Raw genomic sequence first — 15293 nt, forward strand, 5'->3', positions numbered from 1 at the left:
TTCGTGCGTGACGCAAGAGGTGTTTCGGCCTCTTCCGCAACCTCGGCGCCCCGGGAGCCGTCTTCCGGCGAAGGGCGTCAGTAGGCGCGCGCGACGACCGCGACGTTACCCGGTGCGTCGTCGGCGTCCGGCACCGCCCCGTCCTCCGCGAGCAGACAGCGCACCGAGGCGCCGTGCTCGGCGAGCGTCTCCTCCCCCTCCGGGCCGAGCGCGGCCCACGGGATGCGGGCCCAACCGCCGGCGTCGGTGGCCTCGACGGCCTCCGCCACGGTGGTGACGTCGCTGGTGCGGGACAGGCGGCGCTCGCGCGACTGGTGCAGGAGCAGCGCCTGGTCCTCCTCCAGGACACCGGGCAGCACCGCGGCGAGCGTGTCGACCGCGACCGGCGTCTTGCCGCCGGGGATGCGCCGGGCGACCATCGCCGTCCCGGCCTCCAGGTCGCGGGGGCCGACCTCGACACGTACGGGGACGCCCTTGAGCTCCCAGTCGACCGCGCGGCGGCCGAAGGGGGTGTCGGTGCGGTCGTCGACCTGGACGCGGATCCCGGCGGCCTTCAGGGCGTCGCCGATCTCCCGCACCTTGGCGAGCACCGCCTCGTCGCCCTTGATGGCGAGCACGACGACCTGGACCTGCGCGAGGCGCGGCGGCACCCGCAGCCCGTCGTCGTCGCCGTGCATCATCACCAGGGCGCCGATCATGCGCGTGGTCGAACCCCAGGAGGTCTGCCAGACGAGCTCCTGCTTGCCTTCCTTCGACAGGTACTGCGTGTGGAACGCCTTGGCGAAGTTCTGGCCCAGCTCGTGGCTCGTGCCCATCTGGAGGGCCTTGCCGTCGCCCATCATCCCTTCGAGGGTGAGCGTGTTGATGGCGCCCGCGAAGCGCTCCTTGGCGGTCTTGCGGCCGAGCACGACGTCCATGGCGAGGACGTTCTCCATGAAGTCCGCGTACACGTGACGGTGGATGCGGGCCGCGAAGTCGCGCGCCTCCTCATAGGTGGCGTGCGCGGTGTGGCCCTCCTGCCACAGGAACTCCGTGGTGCGCAGGAAGAGCCGGGGCCGCAGTTCCCAGCGGACTACGTTCGCCCACTGGTTGATGAGCAGCGGCAGGTCGCGGTAGCTCTGCACCCACTTGGAGAAGTAGTCGTTGACGATCATCTCCGAGGTGGGGCGGACGACGGCCGGCTCCTCCAGCTCCTTGCCGCCGCCGTGCGTGACCACGGCCAGTTCGGGCGCGAAGCCCTCGACGTGGTCGGCCTCCTTGGTGAGGTAGGACTGCGGGATCAGGAGGGGGAAGTACGCGTTCTGGGTGCCCGTCTCCTTGATGCGCGCGTCCATGTCCTGCTGCATCCGCTCCCACAGGCCGTAGCCGTACGGTCGGATGACCATCGTGCCGCGCACCGGTCCGTTGTCGGCCAGTTCGGCCTTGGTGATCAGGTCCTGGTACCAGCGCGGGAAGTCGTCCGCCCGGGGGGTGAGAACAGGTGCTTTTGCCATGGCGCGCATGCTACGGCCGGACCTGGACGCCATGGCACCGGTTTTCGCCCGGATGCCGGAACGCCTCTGGACGGGACGGCCCGCGCGCAGTTCTCTGGCTTACGGGGAACGACAACACACCGGTGACTCCCGGCGGATGGGGGCCCTTCCATGACACCTGCGCTCGCGCCCGGCGTGGACCCGCACGCACGCGCGCGTGACTGGGCGGAGATCCAGGAGCGGATGCTGGTACCGCTCTACGAGGCGGTGTACGCGCGGCTCGGGGTGGGCCGGGGCACGCGGCTGCTGGCGCTGGGCTGCGGTGCCGGGCTCGCGCTCGTGATGGCGGCCGCGCGGGGCGCCCGCGTGGCCGGGGTGGAGAACGCGTGCCCGGAGCGGCTGGCGCTGGCCCGGGAGCGCCTGCCGGACGGGGAGACGCGGCCGCGTCTCACGGAGGGCGCCGCCCCGGTGGCGGAGGACGCGTCCTACGGGCTGATCACGGCGTTCCAGCCGGTCGGCTGCGCGGACGGGGACGCGGAGGACCTCACCGCGCTGCTGCGGGAGACCGTGCCGTCGGCCCGGAAGGGCGCCCTGGTGGTGCTCACCGGATGGGGCCCTCCGGAGTGCTGCACGACGTCGTCCGTCCTGAAGGTGGCCGGAAAGCTCGCCGATCCCCTGCGCGGGAGCAGCGGGCGGCGCGCCGCCCTGGAGGACGTCGCTCGGCGCGCGGGGCTGCGTCCCGAGGGGTCCGGGCGGGTGGCGTGCCCCTTCGGGTACGCGGACGCGGACAGCGCCGTACGGGGCTTGCTGTCGACGGGCCTGTTCGACGCGGCGGCCGCGGCGACGGACCCGGTGCAGGTCGCCAAGGAGATCACGGAGGCGCTCCAGCCGTACGTCCGCGCGGACGGCACGGTGTGGATGCCCAATGTGTTCCGGTACCTGATCGCCCGTGTCTGAGCGCCCCCGCCCGAAGGGTCGGCAGGTGGTCAGTCGGCGTCCTTGAAGAGGCGGGTGACGCCGGCGATCCGGTAGGCGTCGGCCTCCTCCAGCGTCTCGTTCTCCAGGAGGGCCGAGGCGAGGGCGTCCAGCTTGTCGCGGTTCTCGCGGAGCTTGCGGCAGGCCTCGTCGTAGCACTCGTCGACGATGCGGCGCATCTCACCGTCGATGACGTCGAGGGTGTCGGGCGCGGCGGAGAGTCCGTAGGCCTGCTGGGCGTCGCTGGGGAGGGCCGAGAGGCGGCCGACCTTCTCGCTCATGCCCCACCGGGCGACCATGCCGCGCGCGATGTTGGTGACCTGTTCGAGGTCGTTCTCGGCGCCGGTGGTGATGACGCCGTAGACGACCTGTTCGGCGGCCATGCCGCCCAGGGCGCCGATGATGCGGCCGCGCAGGTACTCCTCCGTGTACGCGTACTTGTCGGCGTCCGGGGTGGAGAGCGTGACGCCGAGGGCGCGGCCGCGCGGGACGATGGTGATCTTGCGGACCGGGTCGGCGCCGGGCTGGAGCATGCCGAGGAGGGCGTGGCCGCTCTCGTGGTACGCGGTGCGGCGGCGCTCCTCCTCGGGCATGACCAGGGGCCGCTCGGCGCCCAGCTGGACCTTCTCCAGGGCTTCGGAGAGGTCGGTCTGGGTGACCTGGGGCTGCTTGCGCTTGACGGCGATGAGGGCGGCCTCGTTGGCGAGGTTGGCGAGTTCGGCGCCGGTCATGCCCGGGGTCGTCCGCGCGACCTGGGCGAGGTTCACGTTCTCGGCCATCGGGATCTCACGGGTGTGGATCTTGAGGATGGCCTCGCGGCCGTCGCGGTCGGGCGGCGAGACGTTGACGACGCGGTCGAAGCGGCCGGGGCGGGTCAGGGCCGGGTCCAGGACGTCGGCGCGGTTGGTGGCGGCGATGACGATGACGCCCTCGGAGCCGGAGAAGCCGTCCATCTCGGTGAGGATCTGGTTCAGCGTCTGCTCGCGCTCGTCGTGGCCGCCCATGCCGCTGCCGCCGCCGCGGGCCCGCCCGATGGTGTCGATCTCGTCGATGAAGATGATCGACGGGGCGACCTTGCGGGCCTCCGCGAACAGTTCCCGGACGCGTGAGGCGCCGACGCCGACGATCATCTCGATGAACTCGGAGGCGGAAGCGGAGAAGAACGGGACCCCGGCCTCGCCCGCGACGGCCCGCGCGAGCAGCGTCTTGCCGGTGCCGGGCGGGCCCGCGAGCAGTACGCCGCGCGGCATCTTGGCGCCCATCTTCCGGTAGGCGTCGGGGTTCTTGAGGAAGTCCACGACGTCGTTGAGCTCGCCCTCGACCTCGTCGATGCCGGCGACGTCGGCGAAGGTGGTGCGCTTCTTGCCGGGCTGCAACTCGACCGGCTTGGGCGGCTGTTTGCGGCCGAGCATGCCGCCCGCGCCGCCCATGCCCTGGCTCATGCGCCGCGCGATGAAGATCCACAGGAAGACGAGGAGCAGCATCGGGGCGAGCGAGATGAGGAGGTTGGCCAGGAAGCTGCGCTGCTGGACGACCGGCTCGGCCGTCACGGTGACGTCGTGCTTCTCCAGGTTCTCCCAGAGCTTGTCGTCGGCGAAGGAGGGCCGCTGCGTCTTGAACTTCGTGTACTTCTTGCTGTCCTTGTCGCTGCCGTCCGGGGTGGGCTGCTCCTTCTTGAGCTGGCCCTGGATCGCGTCGCCCTTGGCGTAGATCTTGCTGACGTTGTCGTCGGCGACCTGCTTGCTGAACTCGGTGTACGAGATGGTCGGCTCGCCGCCCGAGCTGAAGAAGGACAGCACGAGGTTGGCGATGAGGTAGACGATCAGCGCGGTCAGGATGAGGCCGCCCCAGCCGCCGGGCATCTTGCGCTTGGGCGGTTGCGGCGGAGGGGGCGGGGGTGCGCCTTCGGATCTCCAGGGCTGGTCCGTGCGGTCACGCGGGGGTACGGGGTTCGCCACGCCTGCCTCTCCTCCTGTGCCGCCTGCCGCCGGGGCGCCGCGGAGCGCCGGCCGGGCTGATGGGCCTTGGGCCCATGACCGCACAGTTCCAGGGGGCCCGCCACCCGGGTGGACCGGTCGCGCCCAGGCACGCGAGAGGGGCGCCCGCGTCGCGCGAGCGCCCCTCTGCCCTGTCGTCTCCGGACCGGCCGGCAGGTCAGCCCATGAACTTCTTGAACTCGTCGGGGAGCTCGAAGTCCTTGGCGCCCTGGTCGGCCGCGCCCGGCAGGCCGAGCGCGCCGCCGGCCTCGGCGGCGGCCGCGCGACGGGCGGCCTCCTCCTGCTCCTGCTGCTTGCGCTTCATCGGGTTGCCGGAACGCTGCTTGCCCTTGGCCTTCTTCGGCTGCTTCTTCTGCCGGCCGGGGCCGCCGCCCATGCCCGGCATCCCGGGCATCCCCGGCATGCCGCCGCCCTGGGCCATGCGGGACATCATCTTGCGGGCCTCGACGAACCGCTCGATCAGGTTCTTGACCGCGCTGACCTCGACACCGGCACCCTTGGCGATACGGGCGCGGCGCGAGCCGTTGATGATCGCGGCGTCCGCGCGCTCGGCCGGGGTCATCGACTTGATGATCGCGGCGGTGCGGTCGACGTCCCGCTCGTCGAGGTTGTTGATCTGGTCCTTGATCTGGCCCATGCCCGGAAGCATGCCGAGCAGCTTCGAGATCGAGCCCATCTTCCTGACCTGCTCCATCTGGGCCAGGAAGTCGTCGAGGGTGAAGTCCTGGCCCTTCTTGGAGGCCAGCTTCGAGGCCATCTTCTCGGCCTCTTGCTGCGAGAAGGTCTGCTCGGCCTTCTCGATCAGCGTGAGCATGTCGCCCATGCCGAGGATGCGGGACGCCATGCGGTCCGGGTGGAACGCGTCGAAGTCGTCCAGCTTCTCGCCGTTGGAGGCGAACATGATCTGCTTGCCGGTGACGTGCGCGATGGAGAGCGCGGCACCACCGCGGGCGTCGCCGTCGAGCTTCGACAGGACCACGCCGTCGAAGCCGACGCCGTCGCGGAAGGCCTCGGCCGTGTTGACCGCGTCCTGACCGATCATGGCGTCGACGACGAAGAGGACCTCGTCGGGGCTGACGGCGTCGCGGATGTCCGCGGCCTGCTGCATCAGCTCCTGGTCGATGCCGAGGCGGCCGGCGGTGTCGACGATGACGACGTCGTAGACCTTGGACTTGGCGTACTCGATGGAGTCCTTGGCGACCTGGACCGGGTCGCCCACCCCGTTGCCCGGCTCGGGGGCGTAGATGCCGACGCCGGCGCGCTCGGCGACGACGCTCAGCTGGTTCACCGCGTTGGGGCGCTGGAGGTCGCAGGCGACGAGCAGCGGCGAGTGGCCCTGGGACTTGAGCCAGTGGCCCAGCTTGCCCGCGAGGGTGGTCTTACCGGCACCCTGCAGACCCGCGAGCATGATCACGGTCGGGCCGGTCTTGGCGAACCGCAGCCGGCGGGTCTCGCCGCCGAGGATGCCGATGAGCTCCTCGTTGACGATCTTGATGACCTGCTGGGCGGGGTTCAGCGCCTGGGAGACCTCGATGCCGAGGGCGCGCTCCTTGACCTGCTTGATGAACGCCCGGACGACGGGCAGCGCCACGTCGGCTTCCAGGAGGGCGATCCGGATCTCCCGAGCCGTGGCGTCGATGTCCGCCTCGCTGAGGCGACCCTTGCCGCGGAGATTCTTGAATGTCGCTGCGAGGCGATCGGAAAGAGTGTCGAACACGGCGGTCGCGAATCCTCGGGTCGGGTGGCTCTACGGACAGGTCGCCCTCCAGGGTATCGGGCGTCGCGGAGTGGGTCAGCGGCCCGGTCGCGGGGCGTCCCCGATCCCGGGCCTCCCCCCGCGTCCCGGGCGTCTCCCGGGCCCCGTCCGGCGTCAGTCGTCACCGGTGCCCGTCGTCAGCGCCGCCTCCAGGGTGCGGGCCAGCTCGGCGGCCTCCCCCGGCGGCAGCGGGGCGCCCTCGGGCCCGGTGACGTAGAAGGCGTCGACCGCGTTGGCCCCCAGCGTCGAGGCGTGCGCGGACCGCACCCGCACCCCGGCCGCCTCGAACGCCCGCCCGATCCGGTGCAGCAGCCCGGGCGCGTCCTGGGCCCGCACCTCGATGACCGTGGCGAGCCGGGACGCGGCCGGCGCGACGGTCACCCGGGGCGGCGGCGGGACGACCCCGCGGCGCCTCGGCTGGGCCGCGTCGCGCTCGGCGAGCCGGGACACGATGTCGAGCGAGCCGTCGAGGGCGCGGACCAGGTCGGCACGGAGCCGGGCCGCCTGGGGCAGCGAGCCGTACTCGGCGGAGACCCGCCAGTCGAGCAGTAGGACGGTGCCGGGCAGATCGCCGGGCGGGGTGAGGGAGCGCAGCTCCGCCGTGCGCACGGTGAGCCGGTGCAGGGCGAGGACTCCGGCGACGGCGGGCAGGACGCCGGGCCGGTCGGGCACGGCGATCAGCAGTTCGACGCCGAGCGGCTCGGGGTCGGCGGGCTCGGCCGGGGCGGCCTCCATCTGTGTGTGCAGGGCGAGCACGGGCCCGCCCGTGCGGAACGCCTCCACCGCGAGCCGTTCCTGCTGTGCGGTGGGTTCGGCGGCGTCCGGGTCGACGGGCTCGTCGCCGGTGAGCACGGCGGCGACCCGCCGGACCAGGTCGGCGACGAGCGAGGCCCGCCAGGACGACCAGGCGGCGGGCCCGGTGGCCAGCGCGTCCGCCTCGGTGAGGGCGTGCAGCAGTTCGAGGGTCCCGACCGAGCCGATGGCTTCGGCGACCGCGCGGACCGTCTCCGGGTCCTCCAGGTCGCGGCGCGTGGCGGTGTCGATGAGCAGCAGGTGGTGCCGGACGAGGGTGGCGAGGACGGCGCTGTCGGCGCGGTCGAAGCCGATGCGGGCGGCCACGTCGCGGGCGATGACCTCGCCGGCGAGCGAGTGGTCGCCGGGCCATCCCTTGCCGATGTCGTGCAGCAGCGCGGCGACGAGCAGCAGGTCGGGGCGGCCGACGTGCCGGGTGAGGGTGGAGGCGCGGACGGCCGTCTCGACGAGGTGCCGGTCGACGGTCCAGGTGTGCACGGCGTTGCGCTGCGGCCGGCAGCGGACCCGCTCCCAGTCCGGCAGGAGCCGCGTGATCAGCCCTTCCGCCTCCAGGGCCTCCCACACGTCGACGGTCGGCCGGCCCGCGCCGAGCAGCGTGACGAGCTGTTCCCTTGCCTCGGCGGGCCAGGGCGTGGGCAGCGGGCGGGCGGTCTGGGCGAGGCGGCGCACGGCATGCAGGGAGAGCGGGAGTCCGGCCTGGGCGGCCGCGGCGGCGGCGCGCAGCGGCAGCACCGGGTCGCGTTCGGGCCGGGCGGCGCGGGCGAGCACGGCCTCGCCGTCCATCTCGACGACGCCCTCGGCGAGCGGTGAGCGCTCGGCCGGTGCCTGGCGGGAGCCGCCCAGCATGGCGCGCAGCCGGGGCCGCACGGAGCGGGATCGCAGGACGCGGCCGACCTCGCGCCAGGTGACGTCCGTGGCGTAGGCGACGGTGCGGGCGGCCTCGTAGACCTGGCGGAGCAGGGCGTCGGCGTCGAGGAGGTCGAGGTCCCGCGCGACCTGGTCCTGTTCCTGGAGGGCGAGGCGGTCGGTGGCGCGGCCGGTGGCGAGGTGCAGGGCGTCGCGGACGTCGAGGAGGCGGCGCCGGGCGTCGGCGAGTCCTTCGCGGGGCGCGTCGGCGAGCCAGGAGGCGGCGACGGCGCGCAGGGCGGTGGCGTCGCGCAGGCCGCCGCGGGCCTCCTTGAGGTCGGGTTCGAGGAGGTACTGCAGTTCGCCCTGGCGCTCGGCGCGCTCCTCGCACAGTTCGCGGAGTTCGGGGAGCCGTTTGGGGGCCTGGTTGCGCCAGTCGGCGAGGACGGCGGTGCGCAGGCCCGCGGTGACACCGAGGTCGCCCGCGACGTGCCGGGCGTCGAGGAGGCCGAGGTGGACCTTGAGGTCGTCGCCCGCGGTCTTGCGGGCCTCGGCGGGGGTGCGCACGGAGTGGTCCAGGGCGAGGCCCAGGTCCCAGACCGGGTACCAGAGGCGGTCGGCGAGCGCGGCGATCTCGCCGGGGGCCGCGGTGCCGTCGTGCAGCAGCAGGAGATCGAGGTCGCTGCGCGGGGAGAGCTCGCCGCGCCCGTATCCGCCGACGGCGACGAGCGCGGTGCCGGGGACTCCGGTGCCGAACAGTCCGGCGAGCCAGTCGTCGGTCAGTGCGGCGAGAGCGGAACGGCGCGGCGGCCCGGACCGCGCGTCCTCTTGGAGGAGGCGCAGCCGGGCCGCCGCGTAGCCGCTGGGCGCAGCGCTGTCGTCGTCCGCTGCTTCGGTCGGTACGTCGTTCACACTCGTCACCCGGCGGCTCCCGTTCGCTTCGTGGTTCTAGAGGGCGTCCGGGCCGCGCTCGCCGGTCCGGACCCGTACGGCCGTCTCGACGGGGACGGCCCAGACCTTGCCGTCACCGATCTTTCCGGTGCGGGCGGCCTTGACGACGACCTCGACGAGCTGGTCGGAGTCCTCGTCCTCGACCAGGACCTCGATGCGGATCTTGGGGACGAGGTCGACGGTGTACTCGGCGCCCCGGTAGACCTCGGTGTGGCCGCGCTGGCGGCCGTAGCCGCTGGCCTCGGTGACGGTCAGGCCCTGGACGCCGAAGGCCTGGAGGGCCTCCTTGATCTCGTCGAGCCGGTGCGGCTTGACGACCGCGGTGATGAGCTTCATGCGTCCACCTTCTGGGAGTCCTGGGCGACCGGGGCCGGTACCGCCGAGCGGGCCGCGATACCGCCGCCTGCGCCGCTGAAGTCGTAGGCGGTCTCGGCGTGCTCGGCCTGGTCGATGCCGGCGACCTCGTCGTCCTCGCTGACCCGCATGCCGATGGTCTTGTCGAGGGCGAAGGCGAGGATCGCGGAGACGATCAGGGAGTAGGCGAGGACGCCGCCGACGCCGGCGAGCTGCTTCCAGAGCTGGTCGAGGCCGCCTCCGTAGAAGAGTCCCTTGGCCGTGGACTGGCCGCCGCCGGTGGCGAAGAAGCCGATGAGGACGGAGCCGAGGATGCCGCCGACGAGGTGGACGCCGACGACGTCGAGGGAGTCGTCGTAGCCGAACTTGTACTTCAGGCCGACGGCCATGGCGCACAGGACGCCCGCGATCGCGCCGATGGCGATGGCGCCGAGCGGCGAGCAGGAGCCGCCGGACGGGGTGATGGCGACGAGGCCCGCGACGGCGCCGGAGGCGGCGCCGAGCGAGGTGACCGCGCCGTGGCGGACCTTCTCGTAGGCGAGCCAGGCGAGCATGGCGGCGGCAGTCGCGACCTGCGTGTTGACGAACATGAGCGCGCCGACGCCGTCGCCGTTGCCGAGCCAGGAGCCCGCGTTGAAGCCGAACCAGCCGAACCAGAGCAGGCCCGCGCCGAGCATCGTCCACGGCAGGGAGTGCGGGCGCATCGGGTCCTTCTTGAAGCCGACGCGCTTGCCGATGACGAGGATGACGCCGAGGGCCGCGGCGCCCGCGTTGATGTGCACGGCGGTGCCGCCGGCGAAGTCGATGACGCCGAGCTCGAAGGCCCAGCCGCCGGCGCCCCACACCCAGTGGGCGACGGGGAAGTAGACGAGCGTGACCCACAGGGCGATGAAGGCCGCCCAGGCGGTGAACTTGACGCGGTCCGCGAGGGCGCCGCTGATGAGGGCGGGCGTGATCACGGCGAACATCAGCTGGAAGACGGCGAAGACGTAGACCGGGATCGTGTAGCCGTCCCAGAGCTGGGTGAGGCCGATGCCGCTGAGGCCGACGAAGTCGCCGTCCCAGCCGATCAGCGACCCCTTGTCGGTGCCGAAGGCGACGGAGAAGCCGTACAGCACCCAGAGGATCGTGACGATCCCGAGGCTGATGAAGCTCATCATCAGCATGTTCAGGGTGCTTTTGACGCGGACCATGCCTCCGTAGAAGAAGGCGAGGCCCGGCGTCATGAGCATCACCAGGGCGGAACAGATCAGCATGAAGCCTGTGTCGGCGGACGACAGTGCGGGGGTGTCCGCCGCAAGCGTGATGGCTGCTGCCATCGGCGTCTCCTCGTCGTTTCGTGCGGCCCCGTGCGGGCGAAGCCTGAGCGGTCATGAGGGGTGGGCCGGTTATGCGCCAGACTCTGGCCGCCCACCGTTTCGGCGGGCGCCCCTCGATGTTTCGCCGCAGTGACGAAGAGGTCGTGCGTGTTACGCGTGGATGACGCGCGGGCGGCCCCCTGGGGGCCGGTGCGGGCTCAGACCGCGGCTTCGGCGGTCTCGGGCAGGTGGACGGCGAGCTGGTCGGTCAGCTGGATGACCTCGGCGACGCCGCCGAAGTCCCGCACCGCGGTGTCGACGGTCTTGCGGATGCGCGTGTTGACCCGCTCGGAGCGGACCTTGCGGGCGATCCCGAGGGCCTGCTCGGCCAGGACCGTGGACTGCTCGGGCTCCTTCTGGAGGAGGTGCACGGTGGCCATGCCGATCAGGTTGAGCGCGTAGGAGCGCTGGTGCTCCGGGTCCTTGCCGAACAGCTCGACGGCCCGCTTCATGAGCGGCTCGGCCATCGTCGCGTACGTGGGGCTGCGGCCGGCCACGTACGCGAGGTCGCGGAAGGAGTGGCTGTTCTCCCCGTGCAGCTCGGCCTCGGAGAAGAAGCGGATCCAGTCGGGGTCCGGCTCGTCCCAGTCGTCGGCGTCGGTGAAGGTGTCCTCGGCCATCCGCACGGCGCGCTTGCACTTGCTGGGCTGCCCCATGTTCGCGTACGCGCGGGCCTCCATCGCATACAGCATCGACTGGGTGCGGGGACTGGCGCAGTCCCGACTGCCGTACTGGGCGAGGTGGATGAGCTCCAGCGCGTCCTCGGGGCGGCCGAGGTGGATCATCTGGCGGCTCATGCTGCTGAGGATGTACGAGCCGAGCGGCTTGTCGCCCGCCTCCTTGGCGGCGTGCAGGGCGAGCACGAAGTACTTCTGGGCGGTGGGCTGCAGGCCCACGTCGTAGCTCATCCAGCCGGCCAGCTCGGCGAGCTCGGCGGCGACCTTGAACAGGCGGCGGGTGACGGCCTCCGGCTGGGGCTCCTGGAGGAGGTCGGTGACCTCGTGGAGCTGGCCGACGACGGCCTTGCGGCGCAGACCGCCGCCGCACTGGGCGTCCCACTGGCGGAACATGACGGTGGTGGACTCGAGGAGGTCCAGCTCCGGCTTCGAGAGGCGATTGCCCCTGCGGCGGGCGTCCAGGTCGGCCACGGGCTCGGGCTTGGCCGCACCGCCCGGGGTCGGCACGAGCCATCGCTGCATGGGCTCGACCAGGGAGGGGCCCGCGGCGAGGGCGAGCGAGCTGCCGAGGAAGCCGCGGCGGGCCAGCATCAGGTCGCTGCGCGAGAACTCGCCGATCAGAGCGACCGTCTGCGGTCCGGTCCAGGGCAGGTCGACGCCGGACACGGAGGGCGACTGGTGCGCGGCGCGCAGGCCGAGGTCCTCGACGGCGACGACACAGCCGAACCGCTCGGAGAACAGCTCGCTGAGGATTCTGGGGATCGGCTCGCGCGGGTTCTCCCCGTCGAGCCAGCGCCGGACCCGGGAGGTGTCGGTGGAGATGTGGTTCGCACCCAACTGCCGGGCCCGCCGGTTCACTTGACGTGCCAGCTCACCCTTGGACCAGCCGCTGCGCACGAACCACGAGCCGAGCAGCTCGTTCGGGCGCTTCTCAGCGTTCGTCACGCTTCCGCCGCTGCCGCCCACTGGAACGCCCCCATTCTGAAACCGACTAAGACGCTCGACGTCAAGCCCTGCCCAGCCACTCTTGTCCGCAAGCCTTATCAAGGATGCCGTCAAGAACGGCCTCCCGTCCGGCAGTTGTCACTCTCCGGAGAGGGAACCGACTTGCCTGCGGCATACCCACGAGTGCATCTACCCCGAACTTCGTGCACTGAAAGTAATCCTACGATCACCCCTCCGGCGAGGCAGAACCCGGAAACGCCACCATTCGCCACCCCTTCGAATGAACTGCGCGGCGGCGCCGCACGATTCACTTGACATAGGACAGCCGGAAGTGAGCGGAACGGGGTGCGGCAGGGCGCGTTGCGCAGGGCGCACCACCCCCGATGCGACCGAGCGCCGCCTCGACCGGGCGGCGTGAGCAGCGGGTCACGATCCGATTCCACTACGTAACCACCGGCGCGCGGGACCCGTTGGAGGGGGCATGGGCTTCACGATCGGCGGCATCCGTGAGTTGCGCACGGGCTCACGTCGCCGCGGCCGCACGTCCGGCCGCACCTCGGACTGCACGCACGTCGCCGAGTTCACCGGCCTGTGGGGCTGGGACGTCGTCCCGGGCGCGCGCGCCGCGGGCGGCGCGTGCTCCTGCGGCCGGACCGGCTGCCCGGCACCCGGGGCTCATCCGCTCGATCCGTCGGTGACGGTACCGGCGGGCGCCACGCTCGGCGAGGTGACCGAGACGTGGAGCCGCTTCCCGGGGGCCGCGGTCCTGCTTCCGGTCGGCCGCGCGTTCGACATCATCGACGTGCCGGAGGCGGCGGGGCGGCGGGCGCTGATCCGCCTGGAGCGCATGGGGCTGCCGCTCGGCCCGGTCGTCGCCACCCCCGAAGGCCGGGTGCACTTCTTCGTGGCGCCCGGCGCCGCCGCCGAGCTGCCCGCGCTCCTGTACCGCATGGGCTGGGACGACGCCGCGCTGGACCTCCACGCCCTCGGCCCCGGTACGTACATCACGGCGCCGCCCTCGGACCGGGGTGGCCTGGGTCCGACGAGCTGGCTGCGGCCGCCGTCCCTGGACACGGCCACCCAGCCTCCGCAGGCCCGCCTCCTGCTGGGCACCCTGGCGTACACGGCCCACAGGTCGCCCTGCGCCTGACCGGACGGACAACAGGACCCCGGAAAACAGGGTGGGGAACCGCCGGCCACGATCGGCCCGCGGTTCCCCACGACGCTTTCCCCGCCGGTGCGGTTCCCCGCACCCGGGCGGAGCGCTTACTCCCCGATGAGGGCGTCCACGAACGCCTCGGGCTCGAACGGCGCCAGGTCGTCCGGCCCCTCTCCCAGCCCGACGAGCTTCACCGGCACGCCCAGCTCCCGCTGGACCGCGATCACGATGCCGCCCTTGGCCGTGCCGTCCAGCTTGGTCAGCACGATGCCGGTGATGTCCACGACCTCGGCGAAGACGCGGGCCTGGACCAGACCGTTCTGCCCCGTCGTCGCGTCGAGCACGAGCAGCACCTCGTCCAGCGGGGCGTGCTTCTCCACGACGCGCTTGACCTTGCCGAGCTCGTCCATCAGGCCGGTCTTGGTGTGCAGCCGGCCCGCGGTGTCGATGAGGACGACGTCGGCGCCCTCCTCGATGCCTTCCTTGACGGCGTCGAAGGCGATCGACGCGGGGTCGCCACCCTCGGGGCCGCGCACGGTGCGGGCGCCGACGCGCTCGCCCCAGGTCTGCAGCTGATCGGCGGCGGCGGCGCGGAAGGTGTCCGCGGCGCCCAGGACGACGTTCTTGCCGTCGGCGACGAGCACGCGCGCGAGCTTGCCGGTGGTGGTGGTCTTGCCGGTGCCGTTGACGCCGACGACCATCACGATGCCCGGGGTGTCCAGGTTCGAGTCCGTGTTCACGGCGCGGTCGAACTCGGGGACGAGCAGCTTCAGGAGCTCCTCGCGCAGCAGGCCGCGCAGCTCTTCCGGGGTGCGGGTGCCGAGCACCTTGACGCGCTCGCGCAGCCGCTCGACGAGCTCCTGGGTGGGCTGCACGCCGACGTCGGCGGTGAGCAGCGTGTCCTCGATCTCCTCCCAGGTGTCCTCGTCGAGGTGCTCGCGCGACAGCAGGGTCAGGAGCCCCTTGCCCAGCGCGTTCTGCGAGCGGGAGAGCCGGGCGCGCAGCCGGACCAGCCGGCCCGCGGTCGGCTCGGGGACCTCGATCTCGGGGGCGGCCGGGGCTTCCTCGGCGGAGGCCTCGACGGGGGCTTCGGTGGCCGGTTCGGCGACCGGGAGGTCGACCTCCTCGATCGTGCGCCGCGCTTCGTCGCGCGGGGTCTCGGCCTCGTCGCCGACGTGCGGCTCGGCCGGCGGGGCGGCGGTGATGTCGGGCGCCGAGGGCGGCGGCGGCGGCAGCTGCTTCTTCTTGCGGCTGCCGACCACGAGCCCGCCGAGCGCGCCGATCACGACCACGGCGATGACTACAGCAAGGATGACGATGTCCATAACCCGTCCAGTATCAGTCATGGGCCTCGTCCGGGCCGCTCTTGTGACTTCCTCCAAGAGACAAATGCCTCTAGAGGGAACTACTCGGACTAAAGTACGATGGAAGAGGAAGCGTCAACGCGCGTAGAGTCCAACGCGATCGCCCGCGGCAGACCTCAGGCGATCGCCACCGCCCCACCCCCACAGAGGCACGGAACCCCACCGCATGAGCAAGACCGCCGAATCCGAAGGCGCCCTCGAGACCCGCGGCATCGAGCCCGTCCCGGACGCCGAGCGCACCGCCAAGACCCGCGAACTGTTCCCCACCTGGGTCGCGGCCAACATCAGCGTGCTGCTGCTCACGATGGGCGCGAGCCTGGTCGTGGCGTACAAGCTGAACTTCTGGCAGGCCGTCGTCGTCGCGATCGCGGCGCCCGTCGTCTCGTACGGGCTCGTCGGGCTGATCGGCATCGCCGGCAAGCGGGGCGGCGCCCCCGGCATGGCCCTGTCGCGGGGGGGGCGGGGGCTGGCCGGCCGGGCCGGGCCGCGCCCGCCCGGCGGGGGGGGGCGGCGGGCGCTCGCGCGTAACCACCGCCGGGGGCGGGGGCGGGGGCGCGGGGGCCGCCGCCGGTGGCGGGCCGGGTGGCGGCCTGCGGCGGCACTCCGCCCCCGCCGCCGTCCGGGCC

General features: G+C 72.4%; 11 protein-coding genes. 3 read left to right on the top strand and 8 right to left on the bottom strand.

The window, feature by feature from the left end:
• Positions 1 to 77: 77 nt before the first annotated feature.
• Positions 78 to 1493, bottom strand: a complete 1416-nt coding sequence (proS, locus tag ACFW9D_RS09185; RefSeq protein WP_188336615.1) for a proline--tRNA ligase — start codon at positions 1491 to 1493, stop codon at positions 78 to 80.
• A 150-nt stretch (positions 1494 to 1643) separates the two neighbouring features.
• On the opposite strand from proS, the gene ACFW9D_RS09190 reads away from it, so the two are divergent.
• On the top strand, positions 1644 to 2429 hold the full coding sequence (locus ACFW9D_RS09190; RefSeq protein ID WP_384619548.1) for a class I SAM-dependent methyltransferase: 786 nt from the start codon (positions 1644 to 1646) through the stop codon (positions 2427 to 2429).
• Between the two features lie 29 nt (positions 2430 to 2458).
• Here ACFW9D_RS09190 and ftsH read toward each other — a convergent pair whose 3' ends face one another.
• From ftsH to ACFW9D_RS09220, 6 genes are all read right to left on the bottom strand, one after another.
• Positions 2459 to 4405 (bottom strand): ATP-dependent zinc metalloprotease FtsH, encoded by a 1947-nt coding sequence (gene ftsH, locus ACFW9D_RS09195; protein WP_384619552.1) that lies wholly within the window; start codon positions 4403 to 4405, stop codon positions 2459 to 2461.
• Between the two features lie 196 nt (positions 4406 to 4601).
• Positions 4602 to 6161: a signal recognition particle protein gene (ffh, locus tag ACFW9D_RS09200; protein WP_188336617.1), complete on the bottom strand. Its 1560-nt coding sequence runs from the start codon at positions 6159 to 6161 to the stop codon at positions 4602 to 4604.
• Between the two features lie 153 nt (positions 6162 to 6314).
• Complete coding sequence (locus tag ACFW9D_RS09205) at positions 6315 to 8771, bottom strand: [protein-PII] uridylyltransferase (protein WP_384619575.1); 2457 nt, start codon at positions 8769 to 8771, stop codon at positions 6315 to 6317.
• Between the two features lie 36 nt (positions 8772 to 8807).
• Positions 8808 to 9146 carry a P-II family nitrogen regulator gene (locus ACFW9D_RS09210; RefSeq protein ID WP_188336619.1) on the bottom strand — a complete coding sequence of 113 codons (339 nt, stop codon included), beginning with the start codon at positions 9144 to 9146 and terminating at the stop codon, positions 8808 to 8810.
• Entirely contained in the window at positions 9143 to 10483 is a 1341-nt protein-coding gene (locus ACFW9D_RS09215) for an ammonium transporter (protein WP_384619557.1), read from the bottom strand. Before ACFW9D_RS09215 ends, ACFW9D_RS09210 begins: the two co-directional genes overlap by 4 nt.
• Before the next feature lie 197 nt (positions 10484 to 10680).
• Positions 10681 to 12165 (bottom strand): hypothetical protein, encoded by a 1485-nt coding sequence (locus tag ACFW9D_RS09220; protein WP_188336621.1) that lies wholly within the window; start codon positions 12163 to 12165, stop codon positions 10681 to 10683.
• A gap of 460 nt (positions 12166 to 12625) precedes the next feature.
• Here ACFW9D_RS09220 and ACFW9D_RS09225 point away from each other — a divergent pair, with 460 nt between their 5' ends.
• Positions 12626 to 13294, top strand: coding sequence for a bifunctional DNA primase/polymerase (locus ACFW9D_RS09225; protein ID WP_384619560.1), 669 nt, complete (start codon positions 12626 to 12628; stop codon positions 13292 to 13294).
• Between the two features lie 116 nt (positions 13295 to 13410).
• Here the strand turns inward: ACFW9D_RS09225 and ftsY are convergent, their stop codons facing one another.
• Positions 13411 to 14628 (bottom strand): signal recognition particle-docking protein FtsY, encoded by a 1218-nt coding sequence (ftsY, locus tag ACFW9D_RS09230; RefSeq protein ID WP_384619563.1) that lies wholly within the window; start codon positions 14626 to 14628, stop codon positions 13411 to 13413.
• A 205-nt stretch (positions 14629 to 14833) separates the two neighbouring features.
• Here ftsY and ACFW9D_RS09235 point away from each other — a divergent pair.
• A partial coding sequence (locus tag ACFW9D_RS09235; protein WP_384619566.1) for a cytosine permease occupies positions 14834 to 15293 on the top strand: 460 nt, incomplete at its 3' end.

Source organism: Streptomyces sp. NPDC059524 (assembly GCF_042749255.1).
Lineage (GTDB): Bacteria > Actinomycetota > Actinomycetes > Streptomycetales > Streptomycetaceae > Streptomyces > Streptomyces xanthii.

What these genes read in the sequence shown, in the direction of transcription:
- ftsY (WP_384619563.1), bottom strand. Translation starts at nt 14,628, where the DNA reads ATGGACATCGTCATCCTTGCTGTAGTCATCGCCGTGGTCGTGATCGGC.
- ACFW9D_RS09190 (WP_384619548.1), top strand. Translation starts at nt 1,644, where the DNA reads ATGACACCTGCGCTCGCGCCCGGCGTGGACCCGCACGCACGCGCGCGT.
- ACFW9D_RS09225 (WP_384619560.1), top strand. Translation starts at nt 12,626, where the DNA reads ATGGGCTTCACGATCGGCGGCATCCGTGAGTTGCGCACGGGCTCACGT.
- proS (WP_188336615.1), bottom strand. Translation starts at nt 1,493, where the DNA reads ATGGCAAAAGCACCTGTTCTCACCCCCCGGGCGGACGACTTCCCGCGC.
- ACFW9D_RS09210 (WP_188336619.1), bottom strand. Translation starts at nt 9,146, where the DNA reads ATGAAGCTCATCACCGCGGTCGTCAAGCCGCACCGGCTCGACGAGATC.
- ACFW9D_RS09215 (WP_384619557.1), bottom strand. Translation starts at nt 10,483, where the DNA reads ATGGCAGCAGCCATCACGCTTGCGGCGGACACCCCCGCACTGTCGTCC.